We start from the raw sequence: 21,179 nt of genomic DNA on the forward strand, positions 1-21,179 counted from the left end.
TGCTCGTCGCGTCGGTGCTCGCGGGCGCGTCGCTGGCCGCTCCGCCGGCAGGCGCGGCGGCGGCGAACGTCGTCGTGGCGAAGGACGGCTCCGGCGTTGGACGCACCGAACGCCACATTGGGGCGCATCGCCGAGCCGGCGTCACCGAACCTCGGACGCACAACAGTAGCCGTCGAGCCGGGAAAGGACCGGCTGGCCGAGGTGCTCGCGGCGCTCGAAGAAGCCCCGCTCGACGTGGACCTTCCGCGGGATCGCCCGCGCGGGACCGAACAGCGCACCGAGGGCGCCACCGCCGTCCTCGGGCTGGGCTCCGAGCTGACCGCGCGGCTGCGAGCGGTCGCCGCGGCGCACGGCTGCTCGAGTTTCATGGTGCTCGTCGCGCTGCTCGCGGCCGCGCTGGCCGAACGCGGCGGGCAGCGCGACTTCCTGTTCGCCTTCCCCTGGGCCGGCCGGGACGACCCGGGCCGGGCGAACGCGGTCGGCATGTTCGCCGGCACCCTGCTCGTGCGCGCCGACCTGCGCGGTGAACCGGGCTGGGACGAGCTGCTCGGCCGGGTCCGCCGCGCCGCCACCGCGGCGTTCGCCCACGCGGACGTTCCGTTCGACGCCATCGCCGCGGCGCTGGACCCGGGGCGGGACCTCAGCCGGCCGCCGGTCACGCCGGTGATGGTCAGCGTGCTCGACGCGCCGCTGGCCGCGCCCGTCCTCGGCGAGGACGTGCAGGGGCGGGTCGAGATCCGGGACGCGGCGCACGTGAAGTACGAGCTCGCGCTCGTCGGGATCGAGCACCCGGAAGAGCTGCGGCTGTACGCCGACTACGTGACCGGCCTGTTCGACCGCGCCACCGTCACCACACTGCTGGCCGATCTGCGCGGGCTGGCGCTGGAGCTCGTGCGATCCCTGGAGGCGACCGTGCCCGGACCACCCGCCCAGTCCACAGTGGACACTGTCCGCCGGGCCTGGGCCGACGTGCTCGCCCGCGCCGACGTGGACACCGAGACCAGCTTCTTCGACGCGGGCGGCACCTCGTTGCTGCTCATCATGCTGCTCGACCGGCTGGCGCCGCTGACCACGCGCGAACTCACCGTCGCCGACCTGTTCCGCTGCAACACCGTCTCGAGCCAGGCGCGGCTGCTCGCCGGGGACGACGACTCCGCGCCCGTGCCGCGCGAGCAGAACCGGCAACGGCTGCTCGGCGTGGCCCGCCGCCCGGCGCCGGGGACGTCCGGCCGGTGAGCGCGGACACGGCGATCGCCGTCGTCGGCATCGGCTGCCGGTTTCCGGGCGCGGACACCCCCGCGCAGTTCTGGGCCGGACTCGAAGCCGGGGTGCTCGGCATGCGCGAACTGACCGACGACGAGCTGCGTGCCGCGGGCGTCGGACCGGAGGTGTCCGCCGGCGCGGACTACGTGCGCCGGATCGCCACCCTGGCCGGGCCGGGGCTGTTCGCGGCGGAGTTCTTCGGCGTTCCCCCGGCCGAAGCGGAGCTGATCGACCCGCAGCAGCGGCTGTTCCTCGAGACCTGCTGGGAGGCACTGGAACAGGCCGGATACCCGCCCGGCGGCGAAGGTGACCAGCGGGTCGGCGTCTTCGCCGGGATGAGCCCGAGCGGATACGTCGCCGCGCTGCAGGCCGCGCGGACGCGGCGGGGCGGAACGGCCGGGCTCGACCACCTGTCGCTGCAGCTCGGCGGGATGGCCGACTTCGGCCCTGCCCGGGTGGCGCACAAGCTCGGCCTGCGCGGGCCGTCCGTGGGCGTGCAGACGGCCTGCTCGTCTTCGCTGACCGCAGTGCACTACGCCGTGCTCAGCCTGCTGTCCGGGGAGTGCGACCTCGCGCTCGCCGGGGGTGCCGGGCTCGCCGAACCCGCCGCGGGCTACCGGTTCGAGCCCGGGGGCATCCTGTCCGACGACGGCTACTGCCGGGCGTTCGACGCCCGCTCGTCGGGCACGGCGGTCGGGTCCGGGGTCGGTGTCGTCGCGCTGCGGCGGCTGGCGGACGCGCTCGCCGACCGCGACCCGGTGCTCGCCGTGCTGCGCGGCAGCGCGGTCGGCAACGACGGCGCCCGGCGGCCGGGGTTCACCGCGCCCACGCCGGACGGCCCCGCCGACGTCGTCGCCGCGGCGCTGTACACGGCGGACGTCGGCGCCGATCTGCTCTGCTACACCGAGGCGCACGGCTCGGGCACACCGCTCGGCGACCACGTCGAGCTGCGCGGCCTCACCGACGGGCTGCGGATCTCCAGCGGTGCCAAGGGGTTCTGCGCGCTGGGTTCGGTGAAGGTCAACATCGGACACGCCGGTGCGGCGGCAGGCGTCGCCGGCCTGATCAAGGCGGTGCGCATCGCCGCGACCGGGATACTGCCCCCGCATCCGCTGTTCGAGCGGCCGCGGGACGAAGGGCTGCTCGCGGACAGCCCGTTCACCCTGGCCGCCGCGGCCGGCCGGGCCACCGGCGCCGACCGGCACGTGCTGGTCAACTCGATGGGACTCGGCGGCACCAACGCCGCGGTGGTGGTCGGCCCGCCACCGGCACCGCGGCCCGCCGGCCCGGCTCCCGCGATCGTGCGGCTGCGGCTGTCGGCCCGCAACCGCGCCGAACTCGACGACGCTTCCACCCGGCTGGCCGACGAACTCGATCGCGGCACGCTCCGCCACACCGACGTCGCCTTCACGCTCCGGACCGGCCGCCGTGACTTCGCCGAACGCCGGGTCGTGACGGCAGCGCCCGAACGGCTCGCGGCCGCACTGCGGCTGCCCCGGCCCGGCCAGGTCCGCACCCGGCGCACCGGCGAACGACGGCCCCTGGTCGTCGCCGCCGACCCGGCGCAGCCGCGGTGCGCGCGGCTGATCGCGGCACTCGGCGCGGACACCGAGGTCGTCCCGGCGCCGCCCCCGGTGGTCCCCGACGACGTGTTCGTGCTGTTCGCCGACGAGTCCGGGGACACCGACGCGCTCGAAGAAGCGCTGGACACCGCGTGGCTGCACGGTGTCCGGGTGGGGGAGCACCAGCCGCCGGGTGACGCCGTGCGCGTTCCCCTGCCGACCTACCCGTTCCCGCGCCGCCGCTACTGGGCCCTCGACGATCTCGCCTTCGACGACGTGGCCACCGATGCCGAACCGGCGTCCGGCCCGATCCAGACGCAGGTGCTTTCCCTGTGGCGAGAGCTGTTCGGGATCTCCTCGATCGGGCCGGACGACGAGTTCGGCGCGCTCGGCGGGACGTCGCTGCTGTCCGTGCGGATGGCGTTGCGGGTCCAGCAGCGCCACGGCGTGCTGATCAACCTGCACCGCGTGGGCGGCAGCCGGGCCACCGTCCGGCGGGTCGCCGAGGCCGTCGCGGCGAGCGGCGCGGCCGGCGAAGCCGCGGACGGGGACAGTGCGCTGATCGACGCCGACCTCGCCGCCGGGCTGGGCCCGATCGCGGCCCGGCCGGCCACGGGCACCGACGTCCTGCTCACCGGAGCCACCGGTTACGTCGGCGCGTTCCTGCTGCACGAACTGCTCCGCCAGACCGGCCACCGGGTGTACTGCCTGGTGCGGGCCGAAGACGAAGCCGCCGGCCTGGCGCGGCTGGCCGCGGCCGCGACCCGGTTCCGGCTGCCTGTCCCTGACCCCCGGCGGGTGGTGGCGGTCCCGGGTGACCTCCGGGCCGCCGGCGACGTCTGCCGTGGCTTCCGCGACGGCGAGCTCACCCGCCGGGTCGGGCACATCCTGCACAGCGCGGCCCGGGTGGTGTTCACCGAGCCCTACCGGGTGCTGCGCACCGACAACGTGCTGCCGGTGCTCGAACTGGTGCGCTGGGCGCGTGAGGCGGGCATCACCGAGTTCAGCCAGGTCAGCACCCTCGCCGCGACCGGCCCCGACGTCGGCACCGGTGACCGCCGCACCGAGCGGCGCGCCCAGCCGCTCGACCCGCGCACCGGCGGCTACGGCGCGTCGAAGTGGGCGGCGGAACGGCTGCTGGAACGGGCCGAGCGCGACGGCCTGCGGGTCCGGGTGTTCCGGCCCGGGCTGATCAGCGGCGCCACCGCGACCGGGGCGTGCAACACCCGGGACATGCTGTTCCGGCTGCTGGCCGCGGGCCTCGCCGTCGGCGCGCACCCGCTCGACCCGCGCCCGATGCCGCTGGCCCCGGTCGACGTGGTCGCCGAAGCCGTGGTGGGCCTCGCCGGAGCCGACGAGGCCACCGGCCGCCCCTACCACCTCGTCGACCGGGTGGCCCCCACGCTGCCGCGGCTGTTCGGGCTGCTGGCCGAAGCCGGCCACCCGACCGAAGCCCTGCCGGTCGCCGCCTGGTTCGAGCGCGTGGCCGAACGGGCGCTGGAGACCGGAGATCCGGTGCTGGCCAGCATCGCCCTCTACGACCTGGACCGCTTGGACACCGGAGACGACGACGTCGAGTGCGAACACTGGCAGGACTGGCTGCGGCGGACCGGCCGTCACGCCCGGGTCGACGCCGCCCAGCTGGTGCGCAGCCTCGGCTACCTGGCCGGGCAGCCCGAGTTCGCCGGGCTGGTGCCGATCGCGGACGTCGACGTCGCTGCCGGCGAGAACGGGGGACACTCATGACAGATCCTTGGCACACCAGCGGAATCGCGGTGGTCGGGGCCGGGGTGATGGGCGTCGGCATCGCCGCGCTGGCACTCGCCCACGGCGTGCCGGTCACGCTGGTGGACATCGATCCGGACCGGCTGGCGCTCGCCCCTGACGCGGTCCGGAACCAGACGCGTATCGGCGCGCTGCTGCGCAAGCTGCCCGCCGCCGGGGTCGCCGCCGAACTGCGGACCAGCACGTCGGTCACCGCGGTCGCCGGCGCCGCCGCGGTCGTCGAAGCGGTCACGGAACTCCCGGACACCAAGGCGAAAGTGCTGGCCGAGGTGTCCACTGTGGTCACTCCGGGGACGCTGCTGGCCACCAACACCTCGGCGATCCCGGTCGGCGAGCTCGCCGCCGCGACCGCCCGTCCGGCCGAGCTGGCCGGCACCCACTTCATGAACCCGCCCTACCTCATCGACGCGGTCGAAGTCGTCCGCGGACCGGACACCGGCGACGCGGCGATGGCCGCGCTCGGCTCGCTGTTCGCGGTGCTGGGCAGGCGCGCGATCCTCGTCGGCGACGGGCCGGGGTTCGTGTCGAACCACGTGCTGATGCGGATGATCAACGACGCCGCGCGGCTGGTCACCGAGGGCCGGGCCGCCGCCGAGCGCGTCGACGAGGTGTTCACCGCCTGCCTCGGCCACCGCACCGGCCCGCTGGCCACCGCCGACCTGATCGGGCTCGACAACGTCGTCGACACCCTGGCGGTTTTGTACGACCGGACCGGCGAAGAGGCCTACCGCGCCGACGAGGAGCTCCTCGCCCGCGTGCGGACCGGAAACCTCGGCCGCAAGAGCGGCGCCGGGTTCTACGACTACGGGAGTGTCTCGTGACGGCTTCGGAAACGACCGACCCGGTCGTGGTCGACCTCCTCGGCTTCCTGACGGGGCTGACCAAGGCCGAGCACGCGCCGGACGAGGACCTGTTCGCCGCGGGCGGGCTGTCTTCGCTGATGGCGCTGGAACTCGTCGTGCACGTCGAGCGCCGGTACGGGATCACCGTCGAAGGGGACGAGCTCAGCCTGGACAACTTCCGCACGGCCGAGGCGATGGCTCGGCTCGTCCGGCGGCTGCGGTCCTGATGGCCATCCTCGCCGACGCACTCGCCGCCGTGACCGCGGCGGCCGGCACCGACGCGTCCGCGTGGGACCGGGCGGGCCGGATTCCCGAGCCGCTCGTGCGGGAGCTCTCCCGCGGCGGGCTCCTGTGCGCCCAGGTCCCGGCCGAATACGGCGGGCTCGGGTTCAGCAGCCGGGACAACGGGGAGCTGACCGCGCACACCGGCAGCTTCTGCGGCTCGTTGCGGAGCCTGCAGACGTCCCAGGGCATGGCGGCCTGGACCGTGCAGCGCCTCGGACGTCCCACGCAGCGCGAAGAGTTCCTGCCGAAACTGGCCGGTGGCACGCTGGCGGGGGTCGCCATGAGCGAGCCGGGCGCAGGCAGTGACCTGTCGGGGATGGAGACCGCGATTCGCGCCGACGGCGACGCGATCGTGGTCGACGGCGCGAAGGTCTGGGTCACCGGCGCGGCCTACGCCGACCTGCTCGTCGTGTTCGGCACCTACGAACGCGGCGCCGGCGTCGCCGTGGTCCCGGCCGGGACGCCCGGGGTGACGATCTCGCCGATCGGCGACCCGTTCGGCTGCCGCGCGGCGGGGCACGCCGACGTCCGCCTCGAGCACGTCCGGCTCCCCGCGAGCCACCTGCTCGCGGCCAGCGGGGCGCCGCCGGCGATGCTGGTCACCGCCGCGTTGACCTACGGCAGGTTGTCGGTCGCGTGGGGCTGTGCCGGGCTGGTCCGGGCCTGCCGGACCGCCGCGGTGCGGCACGCCGCCGGGCGCGTCCAGTTCGGACGGTCGCTGTCCGGCCACCAGCTGGTCGCCCGGCACCTGGCCGAGCTGGTGACCGCCGAGCACCTGGCCACGCTCGCCTGCGCGCACGCCAGCACCCGGTGGGACGAAGGCGCGCCGGACCAGGCGGTCGCCGCGGTGCTGGCCAAGCAGGTCGCGGCGCGGCAGGCGGCCGAGAGCGCGGCGCGGGCCGCGCAGGTCCTGGCCTCGGCCGGGGCCCGTGACGACCACGTGGTGGCTCGGGCGTACCGGGACGCGAAGCTGATGGAAATCATCGAGGGCAGTACCGAGATCTGCCAGCTGCTGCTGGCCGAACACGCGCTGGCGGTGCTGCCGTGACCGCGCCCGGGATCGGTGTGGTGCACTGCGTGCTGCCGCGGGAGTTCGTGAAGGTGACCCGGCTGCCGGAGTTCGCCGACCTGGACCGCGCCGCCGCGGAGTTCGCCGCCGGCTGCGGGATCACCGAGGTGGGCGTGCTGGACGAGCCCGCCGCGGACCTGGCCGCCCTGGCCTGCCGCGAACTCCTGGCGCACCACGACATCCCCGAACCCGACGTCCTGGTGCTGGTCGCGCCACGCGCACCCGAGGTGCTGCTCGGATCGGACGTCACCCGCGTCCAGGCCGCCGCCGGGCTGGGGCGGGCGTTCCCGTTCACCCTCGACGGGCTGGGCTGCACCGGGTCGAGCGCGGCCTGGGCGCTGGCGGCCGACCTGTTGCGCGCCGACGCGTCCCGGCAGTGCGTGCTGATCGCGCACGCCAGCCGGCCCACCGGGCTCGACCGCGTCCGGTACCCCGTGACGGTGATCGGGGACGGCGCGTACGCGACGGCTGTGGTCCGCGGTGGCCGTCCGGTGCTGCGCGCGCACCGGGCGGAGACGGACGGGTCGTTCCACGACCTCTTCCGCGTCGACTACCGCAAGACACCCTGGTACGAGTGGCGTGAGGAGTGCGGCTCGCCCGACCGCTACCGGTTCGAACTGGCGCTGCGCGGCCGGGAACGGATGGCGCGGCTGGTCGAGCAGGTGCTCGCGGACGCCGGAGTGGATCGCTCCCGCGTCCGCGCGACCGTCATGCAGAACGTCACCGCGTCGGCGTACGAGTTCTACACCGCGCTGCTGGGCCTGCCGATCCACCCGGTCTGCGCCGAGCACCTGAACGCGTACGGCCACCTCGGGGCGATGGACGTCGTGCTCAACCTCGACCGCCTGCTCGCCACCGGCGAGCTGACCGAAGGGGACCTGGTGCTGGTGCTCAACAACAGCCCGGTCGCGGCCTGGGCCGTGACCCTCTGGGAGGTCTGAGCGTGGAGACGGTCAAGTGCCTGGTCTGGGACCTCGACGACACGCTGTGGCGGGGCACCCTGGCCGAGGGGGACGACGTCGCGTTGCTGCCCGATGTGGCCGACGTCGTCCGCGGCCTCGACGCCCGCGGCATCCTGCAGTCGGTCGCCAGCCGCAACGACCACGAGCCGGCGATGGCGCGGCTCGCCGCGTTCGGCCTGGACTCCTACTTCGTGCTGCCGCAGATCGGCTGGGGCCGCAAGTCCGACGCCGTCCGCGCGGTGGCGGACGAGCTGGGCTTCGCCCACCGCGCGATGGCCTTCGTCGACGACCGCCCGACGGAACTGGCCGAAGTCGCCTTCGAGCTGCCGGAGGTGCGCACCTACCCGGCGGATGAAGCCGCGAAGCTGTTGCAGCGGCCCGAGTTCAGCCCGGCCGTGATCACCGAGGACGCCCGCCACCGCCGCGAGCGCTACCAGGCGGCCTTCCGGCGCGACTCCGCGCGGGCCGAGTTCGCCGGGCCCGACGACGACTTCCTCCGCTCGCTCGGCATCGTCCTCCGGATCGACCACGCGACCGAGGCGGATCTCGCGCGGCTCGAAGAGCTGACCCGCCGGACCAGCCAGATGAACGCGACCGGCGTGCCGTATTCCGAAGCCGCCCTCCGGGCCCTGCTGGCCGAGCCGGACCACGACGTGCTCGTGCTGACCCTGACCGACCGGTTCGGCCCGTCGGGCGCGGTCGGGCTGGCCCTGGTGCACCGGCACCCCCGCGTCTGGCACCTGAAGCTGCTCGCCACGTCGTGCCGGGTGGTCTCCTGCGGGGTCGGCGCGGTCGTCCTTCGCTGGTTGGCCGACCGGGCCGCCGCCGCGGACGTCCACCTGGTGGCCGACTTCCGGCGCACCGACCGCAACCGGATCATGGAGATCGGCTACCGCTTCGCCGGGTTCGCCCCGGCCGGCTGCGCCTGTGCGGACGCGCTGGCCGGTGACATCGGGATCGAACGGTTCCACCTGGTTCCGCGGCCGCAGCCGGCGTCGGCGGTGATGACCGTGCTCGGTCCCGAGTGGACGGTCGTGTCGTGACGGGGTCCACGACGGCGGTCCGCGGTGACTTCTCCCGGTTGTGGCTGGCGACCGCGATCTCGGCGTTCGGCGACGGCGTCCGCTACACCGCGATCCCGCTGCTCGCGCTGTCGTTCACCACCGACCCGTTCCGGCTCGCGCTCGTCACGGTCGCCATGGCCGTCCCGCTGCTGTTTTCGGCACTGGCCGGGGTGCTCGCGGACATGGTGGACCGCCGCCGGCTGCTCATCGGCGTCGACCTCGCGCGCGCCGCGGTCGTCACCGCGCTGGCGCTGCTGGTGCTGACCGGCACGGCGAACCTCGCGCTCGTCTGCGTCGCGGCGGCCCTGCTCGGTCTCGGCGAGGCCGTGTTCGCTGTCGGCGCGCAGTCGTTCCTGCCGGAGGTCGTGCCCCCGGCGGGGCTCACCGCGGCGAACGGCCGGCTGCACATCGCCCAGCTCGTGTTCCGCGACTCGATCGGCCAGGCGGGCGGGGGAGTCGTGTTCGTCTTGTTCGCGGCGCTGCCGTTCCTGCTCGACGGCACCTCGTTCGCCCTCGGCGTGCTCCTGTTGCTGGCCGTGCGGCCCACCGCGGCGCCCGTGTCCGCGCCGCGGGTTTCCTGGCGGGCGATGCTCGCCGAAGGCATCCGCTACCTGAAGGCCGACCGGCTGCTCAGCACCCTCGCCGTGATGCTCGGCGTGGCGAACTTCTGCGTCACCGGCATCGCCGCGGTGGAGGTGCTCTACGTCGTGCAGGAGCTGGGACTGCCGAAGGCGGTGTTCGGCGTCTTCCTGGCCGCGGTCGCCTTGGGCGGCATCGCGGGCGCCCTGCTCAGCGGCAGGCTCGCCGCCCGGCTGGGCCTGTTCCGCGCCGCGTTGACTTCGCTCGCGTTCGCCGGTGCGGCGGTCCTGCTGCTCGGTCTCGTCGCCTGGACGGCCACCGCGGTGGCCGGGTTCGCGGTCTTCGGCTTCGGCACGGCGGTGTACCAGACGCTGACCGTGTCGTTCCGGCAAGCGGACGTGCCATCGGAACTGCTCGGCCGCGTCAACGGCGTATATCGGCTGATCGGCACCGGGACGGCGCCCTTGGGCGCCCTCGCGGCCGGTGCGCTCGCCGGCACGCAGGGCCTGCGGGCGCCGTTCCTCGCGGCCGGCGCGGGAATCCTGCTGCTGGCCCTGGTCGCCGCCCGGCCGGTGCTGCGGATGGCGTCCGGAAGGGTGGGCACCGCATGACGCTGTACCGGTTCTTCGCCGAGACCGCGGCCCGGTGGCCGGACGCCGTCGCGCTCGAAACCGACGGCCAGTGCTGGACGTATCGCGAGTTGCACCGGCTGGCCGACGGCGTGGCCGGGGCCGTCCTGGCCCGCCACGGCCGGGTCCCGCGGCGGATCGGCCTCCTCGCGGCCCGCGGCATCGAGGCGTACGCGGGCTACCTCGCCGTGCTGCGGCTCGGTGCCGCGGTCGTGCCCCTCGATCCGCGGCTGCCCGAACGCCGTCTACGGCACATCGCCGAGCTGGCCGGCCTGGAGCTGGTCCTCGCGGCCGAGCCCGCGGACTGGGCGCCGCGCGTGCTACCGCTGCCGGTCGTCGCCGAGGAAGGGGCGCTACCGGAGTATTCCGGCCGTCCCGACGACGAGGCCTACGTGCTGTTCACCTCCGGCTCGACCGGACGGCCCAAGGGCGTGCCGATCCGGCACCGCAACTTCGCGGACTACGTGCCCTACTGGGTAAAGGCGTTCGAGCTGGGGCCGGGCTGCCGGGTTTCGCAGACGTTCGGGCTGGGTTTCGACCCGTCGGTGTTCGACCTGTTCGTCGCCTGGGCGGCGGGGGCGACCGTGGTCGCTCCCGATCCGGGGGAACTGCTCACCCCGGTCGCCTACGTCCGGCGGGCCCGCCTGACCCACTGGTTCTCCGTCCCGTCCGTGGCCGGCGTCGCGCGGCAGCTGGGCAACCTGCCCACCGGAGCGGCGGGCACCCTGCGGCACAGCCTGTTCGCCGCCGAACCGCTCACCCGCGAGCTGGCTGCGCTCTGGGCGGAGGTCGCCCCGGCGAGCACCATCGGCAACATCTACGGGCCCACCGAACTCACCGTCACCGTGACCGGCTACCGCCTCCCGGCCGAACGCCCGGCCTGGCCGGACACCTCGAATGGCACGGTGCCGATCGGCCGCCCGTACCCGCACCTGGACGTAGTCGTGCTCGGTGAGGACGGGCTCCCCGCCACCGAGGGGGAACTGTGCGTCCGCGGCCCCCAGCGGTTCGACGGCTACCTCGACCCCCGCGACGACATCGGCCGGTTCACCTTCTTCGACGGCACCGGCCCGGCCGCCGAGTACGACGGCTCGCGGCCGCTCACGGACGCGTTCTGGTACCGCACCGGCGACCGCGTCCGCTGGGAAGGCGGCGAGATCGTCCACCGCGGCCGCCTCGACCAGCAGGTGAAGATCCGCGGCCACCGCGTCGAGCTCGGCGAGGTCGAAGCCGCCCTGCGCGCCCACCCGCAGATCGACCAGGTCGTCGTGCTCGCCCCGCTGACCGACGGCGAACCGGCCCTGACCGCCGTCTACACCGGCGGCCCCCTGCCGGCCGCCGCGCTGCACCAGTGGCTGCGGTCCCGCGTCCCGCTCTACATGCTCCCGCGCCACTTCGAACACCGCGCGACCATGCCGCTGAGCCTCAACGGCAAGATCGACCGCCACCGCCTCACCGACGTCCCGCCCCCGTCACCCTGACCTCGAGCAGAAGTGCCGCCGTTATCGTTGACCGGTGATCGGCAACCTTGAGACGTTCCAGGACGAGCTGGCCGCCAGCGGGTTTCCGCCGCTGGTCAACAAGCTGGCCGGGGCCGGCTTCCGGGGCCGGATCGCCACCTGCGACCTCGGGCCGCTGCGGCTGGTCTCCCTCGACACGCCGGAGAGCGCCTGCATCGGGCGGGAGCGCGACGCCGCCGGCGGCGAGAACCTGGCGGTCAAGGTGATGACCCGGGGCCGGACGCGGATCTCGCAAGGGCGCGGCGACGCCGAACTCGGGCCGGCCGACCTGGTGCTGCTCGATCCCACGCGTCCGCTCCGGTTCGAGAGCACCGCCGCGGCGCACGTCACCATCCTGGTTCCGCGCCGGGAGCTCCGGATCCGGCCCGCGCAGATCGACCGGCTCGTCGGCGTACGCATCGACGGCAGCCACGGCCCGGGCGCGCTCGTCTCCGTGCTGGCCCGGGAGTCGGCGCGGTCGGCGACCGAGTTCCGCGAGGCGGAGGCGCTGCGATCGGCGGCGGCCGTCGTCGAGCTGATCGCGGTCGCACTGGAGGCCCGGCTCGGCGACGGACGACCGGCCCCGGACGAGCGGCTGCGGGACCGGATCACCGGCTACATCGAGGCCCGGCTGGCCGATCCCGAGCTGTCCCCGTCCGGGATCGCCGCCGCCCACCACATCTCGGTACGCCGGCTGCACAAGCTGTTCGAGGACCAGCCGCTCACCGTCGCGGCCCTGATCCGCCGTCGCCGCCTGGAGCGCTGCCGAGCCGAGCTGACCGGAAGCGGACGTACGGTCACCGCCGTGGCCGCCCGGTGGGGGTTCTCCGATCCCACCCATTTCAGCAAGCTCTTCAAGGCGACGTACGGCTACACCGCCCGCGCACTGATGACCAGCAACCGTGCACCGACGACCAAGACGCGCGCAGCCGGCCCGGGAAAGGATGGTGGTGACCAACAGCGATAGGAGAAGTCGTGGCGAAGGTGAACATCGTCCGCCCCGGTGAGGGCGAGATCCTCGGCAGCGGGGCACAGCAGATCCGCATCCTGGAGAACGGCGAGCACACCGACCACCGGCTGGGGTTCGCCGAGGTCACCATTCCGCCGGGCACCCCGAGCCCGTTGCAGCATCGCCACGCCCAGCACGACGAGGGCTTCTACGTGCTGGCGGGAACTTTCCGGTTCACCGTCGGCGAGGACCACTACGACGCCGGGCCGGGCACCTGGGTCATCGTGCCGACTGGGGCGCCGCACACGTTCGCCAACATCGGCGACGAGAACGCGGTCATGCTGAACACCTTCACGCCGGACCTGTACGTGCAGTACTTCCGCGACTTCAAGGCCATGATCGATTCCGGGCAGCCGGTCAACGCCGAGACCATGAAACCGCTCTGGAAGAACTACGCCACCGAGATCTCGGACGAATACGCCTCGTGAAGCGCCTTCAACAGGACCGCTACGGCGGTCCGGAACCGTCGTGAAATCAGGGAAAAGCTCGATCGCCGCTCTGGGAATCGCCGCCGTGGCCGCGCTCGCCGTCACCTCTTCCGCGTCGGCCGCGGTCGAACTCCGCACCGACTGAGGCCCGCCGCGCGGACGCCATCGGCCGGCGTCTACTACGTTGGGTAGAATCGCGGCGGGCAATTCGACGTCGGAGGCACCATGGGCAGGTTGGGGGAGCTGGAGCGGGCCGTCATGGAGACCCTGTGGTCCTGCGACGACTGGGTGACCGTGCGGAAGGTGTACGACGAGCTCGCCGAGCGCGGGCTGGCGTACACCACGGTGATGACCGTGCTTTCCCGGCTGGCCGACAAGGGTTTCGTGCGCCGCGAACGGGATGGGCGGGCCTGGCTGTACGCCGCGTCGGGTGGGCGTGAGCAGTACGTCGCCGAGCTGATGATGGAAGCGCTCGGGCAGACCGGTGACCGCGGTGCGGCGCTCGCCAGGTTCGCGGGTTCGGTCTCCGAGGAGGAGGCCGAACTCCTGCGCAAAGCCCTGCCGCGGCGGCGGCGCTCGTGATCTACGCCCTGCACCACGGGATCGCGCTGGTGCTCGCGCTGGGAGTCGCGCGGTACCTGCTCGGTGCCGCTTGGACGCGCCGGCGGCCCCGGCTGGCGGTCGTGTTGTGGCAGGTCACCGCGCTGACGATCGTGGTGTCGTTCGTCGGCGGGCTGCTCGCGCTGGGGCTGGCACCGTACCGGCAGGGGATCGTGCCGGGGATGCGCTCGTTCCTCGCCGATCCCCGGAACCTGCCGCAGGTTCTCGCGGTCGCCGCCGGGCTGGCCGTCGGGGGCTGGCTGCTCGTCCACCAGGTCCGGTCGACCGTCCGGGTGGCGCGGCAGCGCGCGCGGCACCGGGATCTGCTCGCCCTGGTCGCGCGGGGAGGCCGGATCCTCGAACTCGACCACCCGGCCGTGGTGGCCTACTGCCTGCCCGGCCGCGACCCGCGGGTGGTGGTGAGCGCCGGCACGCGACGGCTGCTCAGCCGGGACGAGCTCGACGCCGTGCTGGCGCACGAACAGGCCCATCTGCGGGAACGTCACCACCTCGTGCTGTCCCCCTTCAACGCGCTCGCCCAGCTGTTCCCCCGCTGGCGGGCGCTGGGCAAGGTGACGGCGGCGGTGGGCCTGCTGACCGAGATGTGCGCCGACGACTACGCGGCGCGGCGGCACGGCCGCCAGGTGCTCATCGGCGCGCTGGAGAAGTTCCGCGTCTCCGGCGGCGGAGACGTCCCGGCCGGGACGATGGCCGCGGGCGGGACGCCCCTGCCGGACCGGATCGACCGCCTCCGCGACCGGCCCGTCGCCACGCGCGGTCTCACCGCCGCGCTCGCGATCGCGGCCGCCGTCACGTTGCTCGCGACCCCGCTCAGCCTCTTCGTCGCCCCCTTTTGACGGCGCTATGACCCAACGGCCACCCGCGGGGTCCGGTGCACCGTGCACCAGACGCTCGCCGTGGTGGCGGTGATGACCATGGCGCCGAGGACGTGCAGGGCCACCAGGGTCGCGGGCACCCCGGTCAGGAACTGGACCAGGCCCAGGCCGCCCTGGAGCAGCACCAACCCGACCAGGAGCAGGTAACGCCGCCAGATCCGCGGGTCCGGGGTGCGCAGGCGGAGGACGCCGCCGAGGCCGATCAGCAAGCCCAGGAACAGGAACAGCAGCGACGCGTGCGTATGCGCCAAGGGCTCGACGGGCAGGCCGAGGCGCGGGGTGTCTTCGCTTCCGGCGTGCGGGCCCGCGGCGGTTACGAGCGTCCCGGCGACGAGCGTCGCGGACAGGACGGCCACCAGGATGCCGAACAGCACGGCGACCGCCGGGTGGGCGCGGGTGCCGGACGCGGGGTGGTCGATCGCGTCGAGCAGGAGCAGCGACAGCCAGACCAGGGCGGTCGACGCCAGCAGGTGCGCGGCGACGGTCCACCACGACAGTCCGGTGAGGACGGTGACTCCGCCGAGCACCGCCTGCGCGACCACGCCGCCGAGCATGACCGAGGACAGGACCAGCGGCCTCGGCGACTGGCGACGGGCTCCCCACGCCGCCAGCACGCTGCCCGCGACGACGAGGCCGACCACGACGGTCAGCATCCGGTTGCCGTACTCGATCCACTGGTGCAGCGGTGCCGCCTCGGGGTGAGCGACCGGGGTGAGGCTGCCCGGGACGCACTGCGGCCAGGTCGGGCAGCCGAGGCCCGACCCGGTCACCCGCACGACGCAGCCGGTCACCGCGATCCCCGCGTTGGCGATCAGCGCGGCGATCGCCAGCCTGCGTTGCAAGACTTGCCGGGGCCACTGCATCCGGTCGGTTCCCTTCGTCCGGTCACGGCTTGACAGCGCGTGGACGACCACGTTCTACTACGGGCAGTAATCCTACGACGTGTAGTAGAAGCGCGGGCCCCGGGTGGCCTTGTCCAGGGCGAATCGGGGGATGTGATGACCGGGCAGGCAGGCGCCGCGCAGGACCTGGAAACGCCCTTGGCGGAGCGGGTCCCCGCCGTCGAAGTGACCGACCTGGTGGTGCGGTACGGCTCGGTCACCGCCGTGGACGGCGTGTCGTTCGCGGTCCCGTGGGGCAGCGTGCTCGCGCTGCTGGGGCCGAACGGCGCGGGCAAGACGTCCACTGTGGAGGTTTGCGAGGGCTTCTGGCCCCCTTCCGGCGGCCGGGTCCGCGTCCTGCGCCGGGACCCGTGGACGGACCACGACGTGGTGATGCCGCACGTGGGCGTGATGCTGCAAGCCGGCGGCGTCCACCCGGCGGCGCGAGCGGGCGAGGCGCTGAAGCTGCTGGCCTCCTTCGCCGCGCAGCCCCTGCCGGTGGACGCGCTCGCCGAACGGCTCGGCCTCACCGGCGTCCTGCACACCGAATGCCGCCGGCTCTCCGGCGGCGAGAAGCAACGGCTCCACCTCGCCATGGCGATGGTCGGACGCCCGGCGGTGCTGTTCCTGGACGAACCGACCGCGGGCATGGACGTGGCGGGACGGCACGCCACCTGGACGCTGATCGAACAGGCGCGGGCGGCCGGGGTCACCGTGCTGCTGACGACGCACCTGCTCGACGAGGCGGAGCGGCTGGCGGACCAGGTGGTGATCATGCGCGCCGGCCGCGTCGCCCTCGCCGGCTCGCCCGCGGAGCTGACGTCGGCGGCGTCCCTCGACCGGGTGCGCGTGCGCTCCCGCCCGCACCTGCCGCTGGAGCGGTTGCGGCCGGAATTGCCGGCCAGGGCGACGGTGACCGAACCGGGCGACGGGGAGTACGAGATCGGGAATCTGCGGCAGGGCGAGCTGGGCGCGGTCATCGGCACCGCGCTGGCCTGGTGCGTGGGGCAGGACGCGGTCGTCACCGACGTCCGGGCGGTGCGGCCGAGCCTGGAGGACGTCTTCCTCGCCGTGACCGCGAGGAAGACGCCGTGACCGCCGACGGCCCGCTCCTGGACCTGAGCCCGGGCACCGGGCGTGCGCCGTTGCCCGCGCTCATCGCGCGCCAGGCGGCCATGGAACTGCGGCTGTTGTCCCGGCGGATCGACAGCCTGGTCGTGATGACGGTCCCGCCGGTGCTCGCCTTGTTCGGCGTCGGGGTTTCCGACGTGATCCGGCTGCCGACCGCCGACCGGCTGGGGTTCGCCGTGCCCGGGGCCATCGCGCTGGCGGTGATGGCGTCGGCCTTCGTCGGCCTCGCGGTTTCCACCGGCTACGAACGCGGCCACGGCGTGCTCAAGCGGCTCGGCGCCAGTGCGCTGCCGACCTGGGGGCTGCTCCTGGCGAAAATGGCCGCCGCGGTGGTGGTGATCGAGGCGCAGGTGGTGGTGTTGGCGGGCCTCGGCGTGCTCCTCGGCTGGCGGCCGCACGGCGACGGCCTCCTCGGCGCGGTGGGGCTCGTCGCACTGGCGACCGCGGCGTTCGCCGGGGTGGGCCTGATCATGGCGGGCCGGCTGCGGGCCGAAACGACGTCCGGGGCCGCCAACCTGGCGTACCTGGTTATGATCGTGTTCGGCGACGTGGTCTTCCCCCTCCCGACCCGGGTGGTCGACTGGACCCAGCTGCTGCCCGTCACCGCGCTGGCCGAAGGGCTGAGGTCCGCGCTGTCGGCCGGCGCCGGGGTGCCGGTCGGCTACTGGAGCCTGCTGGGCCTGTGGGCGGTGCTCGGCCTGGTCTCGGTGGTGCTGTGGTTCCGGTGGGAATGACCGTCAGTTGACTCCCGCGTAGGAATGCAGTCCCGACACGGCCAGGTTGACGAAGAACAGGTTGAACAGCACGGCCACCAGCCCGACGAGGTTGACCCAGGCCGCGCGGCGCTTGCGCCAGCTGGGCGTCGAGCGGGCGTGCAGGTAGGCCGCGTAGCAGACCCACGAGACGAAAGCCGCGGTCTCCTTCGGGTCCCAGGCCCAGTAGCGGCCCCACGCCGATTCGGCCCAGACCGCGCCGGTGATGATCGCGAACGTCATGGTGGCGAACCCGAACACGCCGGTCCGGTACGCGAGCTTGTCGAGGAACTCCGGCGACGGCAGGCGGGTCGCGCGCGTGCCCTTGCCGGTCGCCGGGCTCGGCTCGCGGTCAGGCTCGGTGGCGTGCCTCGTGCTGACCAGGTGCAGGGCGCTGGTGATGCCGGAGATCAGGAAGACGCCGCTCGCCATGATCGCGGCCGCCACGTGGATCAGGATCCAGTACGAGCGCAGGCTGGGCTGGACCGGCGCGGCTTCGGTGTAGAGCACGTTCCCCGCCAGGAACAGCAGCAGGGAGATCGGCAGCAGCACGAAGACCGCCGCTTTGCGCACGGGGTGCTTCCGCAGCACGTACAGCCAGCCGATGACGGCCACCAAGCCGACCATGGACATGTACTCGTACATGTTGCCCCAGGGCACCCGCGACGTCGCCACGCCGCGCAGGACCACCGAACCCCCGTGCAGGATCGCGCCCAGCACGGTCAGCGCCACCGCGGTGCGGCCGCACCGTTCCGGGATCGACCGCCGATCCGGCCGCACCGGCCCGTAGCCGGTGGGCGGGGGTGGCGCACCGGCGCCGGACATCACGAGCTGTTCCGCGGGTTCCCGCCGGCCGACCGGGTACCGCCCGACGGCGTACTCGGCGGCGGCCAGCAGGGCCGCCAGCATGTAGATGCCGTACGCGCTGATGAACAGCCAGTCGCTGTACATGGCGAGGAGGGGCATGGGTGACGCCTTCCGACACAGGACGCGGTCTTTCTCCGACGCACTGTAGTACTTCAGGCTGTAGTACTCGCCGGGAGGTCAGGCGGTGCCGGCCCACACCTGGGAAAGCCGCAGGATCATCACCGGGACGGCGACGGCGCCGATGACGAGCACCCCGGGGCCCCAGCGGGTCCGCTCCGCCATCGACCACACGGTCGCCAGCGGCAGGACGAACAGCAGGCCGATCAGGTACGCGCCGAACGTGAGGTGCTCGAACTCGCGGTCCGCGGTGACCAGGTTCACGACGCCGACCACGGCCTGGACCAGCAGGCCCAGTTCGATCAGGGCCAGCAGGCCGAGTAGTGCCCGGCCGTCGGGCCGGCGCAGGCCCACCGGCCGGTTGAGCGCGATCAGCACCAGCGCCCAGACGGCGGCGGCGAGGGCCGCGAAGGTCAGGGCGGTGGCGAGAGTGTCGATCATGGGGTCCCCGGAATTTTACTACACAGCGTAGGATTACACGGCGTAGTAGAATGGACCCGCCGAATGGTTGTCAAGGCGGAAATCGGCGAGGGGAAGCTCGGCTGCTCGGCCGGGGAAGCGGCCGAGCAGCCGAGTCCTGCCCGCAGGGACCGTCAACGCGCGGTGGAGGGCTCGGCGCCGTACCACCGGTGCACGTCGGCGACCGAGCCGATCACGCCCTCGAACACGTCACCGGGGCGCTCGTCGTCACCGACGGCGAGCACGAACCGCGCCTTCGCCCGTCCGGACACCGTCAGCGTGTAGGTGCCTTTTTCCGCCGGGAACCGCCCGGTCAGGTAGCTGAGGTACGACGTGTTGGTGTACGGCTCGTCGAACGTCTCCCGCTTGCTCGCGGTCAGCACCTGCTTCCGCCCGGAGGGCGACTCGATCGTCAGCGTGGGCAGCTCCGCCTCCGTGAGGTCCTGTTCCGGGCTCAGTTTCGGAATGAGCAGCTCGACGAACAGGTTCTGGTCCGCGCGCAGGTCGGCGCGCACGCTGCGGGTTTCGCCCGGTTCGTCGATGTCCCCGTAGAAAGCGAACGAAATGTTGCCGTCCGGGAGTCTCGGCGCCTTTCCCCGGCTGGCGTTGGCCCTCGTGAGCACCACCGGAATGTGGAGGAAGAGAAATCCGGTGACGGCCAGGAAAACCCGCGCCTGCCGGGCGGTTCCGGCCAGGGCGTCCTTCGCCTTGGCCGGCCAGTTGCGCTTGCTGGTCACTTCATCTCCTTGGTGTCGGCGACGGCGGTCCCGTCGTCGCGTGCGGGACGGGAAAAACGGAAGACGCAGAGTTTTCTGCCCTCGGTCTGCCGGGAAAGGGTGCGCACGGTGAGGTCCGGGAACGCGCGCTCGGTGGCGGTGAGGTCGAGCCCGCAGACCACCGGTTCGGCGGGCTCGAGGCCGAGCCGCTCGGCGGCCGCGAGGCAGCTGCAGGTGAGCATCACTTCCAGCGCGGCGTCCTCGTCTTCGGTGGAGACGTCGACGAACTCGGTCGAGATGCCGATGGCGTCGAGGCCGGGCACGGCCTTGGCCAGGCCGTCCGCCAGCCGGCCGTGCTCGATCAGTGGCCCGATTCGGCCGCGCTGGCGTTCCGGCAGACCGGCCAGTGATAGCTCTTCGGCCTCGGCGGCACCGTGCTTTCGCCGGAGTTCGAGGTAGGCGCGGACCTGGTCGCACATGGCCTGCAGGGCGTGCTCGGCCGGCGTGGCGCCGGCTGCCTGTGCTGGGGACACGGTTGTTCCTCCTTGGTGTTGGCGGACGGGGTGCGGGCGGACGGGGTGCGCCGGACCGGGCCGGCTGCCCGGCGCGGCCGGGGCGGGTCTTCGGGCCGCGCCGGTTCCGGTGGTGTCCAGTCGCGGGGGTCGCCTGCCAGCGCGACGCAGTTGTGCGCGGCGAGCGAGAGCGTCGTGTAGCGGTACCAGCTGGTCCAGTGGCGGACCTCGTACTGGTCGAGCCCGGTGTTCTCGCAGGCCGAGGCCAGGACCGCGACGTTGTCCTCGGCCAGGCTCGCCACCCGCGCCAGCTCGGCCAGCGAGGTCGCCGGCGAGCTGCCGCAGAGGTAGCTGCGCAGGTCGCCGTGGCCCGCCGGGCCGCGGCGCAGGAGCAGCCAGTGCGCGAGCCGGCCGGGGCCGGGCGGCGGCGTGGGGAGCCGGGCCCACAGGTGGGTGCCGGACACGCCGTCCAGCTCCCGGCCGGGCACCCACGCCTGTTCCGGGAGCAGGCCCGCCGCGGTCGCCGCGGTGTGCTGCTGCGCCCGGCCGTCCCCGGCGAACGGCAGGACGCGGTCCGGGGACCAGCCCAGCACGAACCACACCTGGTTGCGCTCCAGGAAGGTCCGCAGCCGCTGGTCGGCGGCGAACTCCTCGGTCGCGGTGACCCACCGGGCCGGGGTCCGGGCGATGAAGGTCCTGGCCACCATCGCCGCGGCGAGCTCGGACGGCGTGCGGTGGGTGATCTCGTCCGGCACCCTGGCGGCCGTCCTCCTGGACGCGTCTTCGGTCCAGGAGGACGGGAGATACAGTTCGCGGTCGATCAGGAACCGCCCGCTCGTGGACGCATAGGTGAGAAACAGTCCTCGCTGGACGTTTTCGGTCCGCCTGCCCTTTCCGGTTCTGTGTTCGTGGACGCCGACCGATCTGCTGCCCCGTTTCCGGAATCGCCATTGGTCGATCACCAAAGCGGCGTCCCGCTCGGCGGCATAGCCGAGCACGAAGTTTCTCACATCGTCCCTGACGTGGTCGGCGTTCCAATGCGCGGAGCTCAGGAGCCGTTGCATCCCGTCGGGATATTTCTCTCCGCCCTGCGCGGCCAGCTGCCACCCGGTTCGGCGCCGGACCGGGCTCAGCAGCCCGTGGAGAAACGTCCTGGCCCGTTCTCTCGGTTCCGCGCGCGCGAAACGCGGTTTGATATAGCTGTGCAAATCATCGAGCAATTCAAGTGGGCGTCGTGAGCCGTCCCCAGATGAATCCATTGCTTTCCCCCGC

At 73.3% G+C, this 21,179-nt stretch carries 21 protein-coding genes; 15 read left to right on the top strand and 6 right to left on the bottom strand.

Annotation, left to right across the window (positions count from 1 at the left end):
- Positions 1–96 precede the first annotated feature (96 nt).
- The 13 genes from AB0G28_RS19600 to AB0G28_RS19660 all read left to right on the top strand — a co-directional run bounded on the left by AB0G28_RS19600 (position 97) and on the right by AB0G28_RS19660 (position 14,433).
- Positions 97–1,236: a condensation domain-containing protein gene (locus AB0G28_RS19600; RefSeq protein ID WP_361090344.1), complete on the top strand. Its 1,140-nt coding sequence runs from the start codon at positions 97–99 to the stop codon at positions 1,234–1,236.
- On the top strand, positions 1,233–4,571 hold the full coding sequence (locus AB0G28_RS19605; RefSeq protein WP_361090347.1) for a thioester reductase domain-containing protein: 3,339 nt from the start codon (positions 1,233–1,235) through the stop codon (positions 4,569–4,571). Before AB0G28_RS19600 ends, AB0G28_RS19605 begins: the two co-directional genes overlap by 4 nt.
- Positions 4,568–5,431 (top strand): 3-hydroxyacyl-CoA dehydrogenase family protein, encoded by an 864-nt coding sequence (locus AB0G28_RS19610; protein ID WP_361090350.1) that lies wholly within the window; start codon positions 4,568–4,570, stop codon positions 5,429–5,431. The genes AB0G28_RS19605 and AB0G28_RS19610 overlap by 4 nt, the downstream gene beginning before the upstream one ends.
- Positions 5,428–5,679, top strand: coding sequence for a phosphopantetheine-binding protein (locus AB0G28_RS19615; RefSeq protein ID WP_361090353.1), 252 nt, complete (start codon positions 5,428–5,430; stop codon positions 5,677–5,679). Before AB0G28_RS19610 ends, AB0G28_RS19615 begins: the two co-directional genes overlap by 4 nt.
- Positions 5,679–6,785: an acyl-CoA dehydrogenase family protein gene (locus AB0G28_RS19620; RefSeq protein WP_361090356.1), complete on the top strand. Its 1,107-nt coding sequence runs from the start codon at positions 5,679–5,681 to the stop codon at positions 6,783–6,785. The genes AB0G28_RS19615 and AB0G28_RS19620 overlap by 1 nt, the downstream gene beginning before the upstream one ends.
- Positions 6,782–7,747: a 3-oxoacyl-[acyl-carrier-protein] synthase III C-terminal domain-containing protein gene (locus AB0G28_RS19625; protein ID WP_361090359.1), complete on the top strand. Its 966-nt coding sequence runs from the start codon at positions 6,782–6,784 to the stop codon at positions 7,745–7,747. Before AB0G28_RS19620 ends, AB0G28_RS19625 begins: the two co-directional genes overlap by 4 nt.
- Positions 7,748–7,749: 2 nt before the next feature.
- Positions 7,750–8,811 (top strand): HAD-IIIC family phosphatase, encoded by a 1,062-nt coding sequence (locus AB0G28_RS19630; RefSeq protein ID WP_361090362.1) that lies wholly within the window; start codon positions 7,750–7,752, stop codon positions 8,809–8,811.
- Complete coding sequence (locus AB0G28_RS19635) at positions 8,808–10,022, top strand: MFS transporter (RefSeq protein ID WP_361090365.1); 1,215 nt, start codon at positions 8,808–8,810, stop codon at positions 10,020–10,022. Before AB0G28_RS19630 ends, AB0G28_RS19635 begins: the two co-directional genes overlap by 4 nt.
- Positions 10,019–11,521 (top strand): amino acid adenylation domain-containing protein, encoded by a 1,503-nt coding sequence (locus tag AB0G28_RS19640; protein ID WP_361090368.1) that lies wholly within the window; start codon positions 10,019–10,021, stop codon positions 11,519–11,521. The genes AB0G28_RS19635 and AB0G28_RS19640 overlap by 4 nt, the downstream gene beginning before the upstream one ends.
- Before the next feature lie 34 nt (positions 11,522–11,555).
- Positions 11,556–12,506 carry a helix-turn-helix domain-containing protein gene (locus tag AB0G28_RS19645; RefSeq protein ID WP_361090371.1) on the top strand — a complete coding sequence of 317 codons (951 nt, stop codon included), beginning with the start codon at positions 11,556–11,558 and terminating at the stop codon, positions 12,504–12,506.
- Between the two features lie 8 nt (positions 12,507–12,514).
- A complete protein-coding gene (locus AB0G28_RS19650; protein ID WP_361090374.1) occupies positions 12,515–12,976 on the top strand; it encodes a cupin domain-containing protein in 462 nt (153 codons plus the stop codon).
- Positions 12,977–13,201: 225 nt separating this feature from the next.
- Positions 13,202–13,558 (top strand): BlaI/MecI/CopY family transcriptional regulator, encoded by a 357-nt coding sequence (locus AB0G28_RS19655; RefSeq protein ID WP_361090377.1) that lies wholly within the window; start codon positions 13,202–13,204, stop codon positions 13,556–13,558.
- Positions 13,555–14,433 (top strand): M56 family metallopeptidase, encoded by an 879-nt coding sequence (locus AB0G28_RS19660; RefSeq protein WP_361090380.1) that lies wholly within the window; start codon positions 13,555–13,557, stop codon positions 14,431–14,433. Before AB0G28_RS19655 ends, AB0G28_RS19660 begins: the two co-directional genes overlap by 4 nt.
- 5 nt (positions 14,434–14,438) lie before the next feature.
- Here AB0G28_RS19660 and AB0G28_RS19665 read toward each other — a convergent pair whose 3' ends face one another.
- Complete coding sequence (locus AB0G28_RS19665) at positions 14,439–15,335, bottom strand: COX15/CtaA family protein (protein ID WP_361090383.1); 897 nt, start codon at positions 15,333–15,335, stop codon at positions 14,439–14,441.
- Positions 15,336–15,470: 135 nt separating this feature from the next.
- Here AB0G28_RS19665 and AB0G28_RS19670 point away from each other — a divergent pair, with 135 nt between their 5' ends.
- Positions 15,471–16,448 carry an ABC transporter ATP-binding protein gene (locus AB0G28_RS19670; RefSeq protein ID WP_361090386.1) on the top strand — a complete coding sequence of 326 codons (978 nt, stop codon included), beginning with the start codon at positions 15,471–15,473 and terminating at the stop codon, positions 16,446–16,448.
- On the top strand, positions 16,445–17,218 hold the full coding sequence (locus tag AB0G28_RS19675; RefSeq protein ID WP_361090389.1) for an ABC transporter permease: 774 nt from the start codon (positions 16,445–16,447) through the stop codon (positions 17,216–17,218). The genes AB0G28_RS19670 and AB0G28_RS19675 overlap by 4 nt, the downstream gene beginning before the upstream one ends.
- Positions 17,219–17,221: 3 nt before the next feature.
- On the opposite strand, the gene ccsB is transcribed toward AB0G28_RS19675, so the two are convergent.
- From ccsB to AB0G28_RS19700, 5 genes are all read right to left on the bottom strand, one after another.
- The gene (gene ccsB / locus AB0G28_RS19680) at positions 17,222–18,202 is read right to left on the bottom strand and encodes a c-type cytochrome biogenesis protein CcsB (RefSeq protein WP_361090392.1); all 981 of its coding nucleotides are present in this window, start codon (positions 18,200–18,202) and stop codon (positions 17,222–17,224) included.
- A 78-nt stretch (positions 18,203–18,280) separates the two neighbouring features.
- A complete protein-coding gene (locus tag AB0G28_RS19685) occupies positions 18,281–18,661 on the bottom strand; it encodes a hypothetical protein (protein WP_361090395.1) in 381 nt (126 codons plus the stop codon).
- 152 nt (positions 18,662–18,813) lie between these two features.
- Positions 18,814–19,416 (bottom strand): hypothetical protein, encoded by a 603-nt coding sequence (locus tag AB0G28_RS19690; RefSeq protein WP_361090398.1) that lies wholly within the window; start codon positions 19,414–19,416, stop codon positions 18,814–18,816.
- Entirely contained in the window at positions 19,413–19,874 is a 462-nt protein-coding gene (locus AB0G28_RS19695) for a hypothetical protein (RefSeq protein ID WP_361090773.1), read from the bottom strand. Before AB0G28_RS19695 ends, AB0G28_RS19690 begins: the two co-directional genes overlap by 4 nt.
- On the bottom strand, positions 19,757–21,166 hold the full coding sequence (locus AB0G28_RS19700; RefSeq protein ID WP_361090401.1) for an IS701 family transposase: 1,410 nt from the start codon (positions 21,164–21,166) through the stop codon (positions 19,757–19,759). Before AB0G28_RS19700 ends, AB0G28_RS19695 begins: the two co-directional genes overlap by 118 nt.
- Between the last annotated feature and the right edge of the window lie 13 nt (positions 21,167–21,179).

The sequence above is a fragment of the Amycolatopsis sp. NPDC021455 genome, assembly GCF_040640995.1.
In the GTDB taxonomy this organism is placed as follows: Bacteria; Actinomycetota; Actinomycetes; order Mycobacteriales; family Pseudonocardiaceae; genus Amycolatopsis.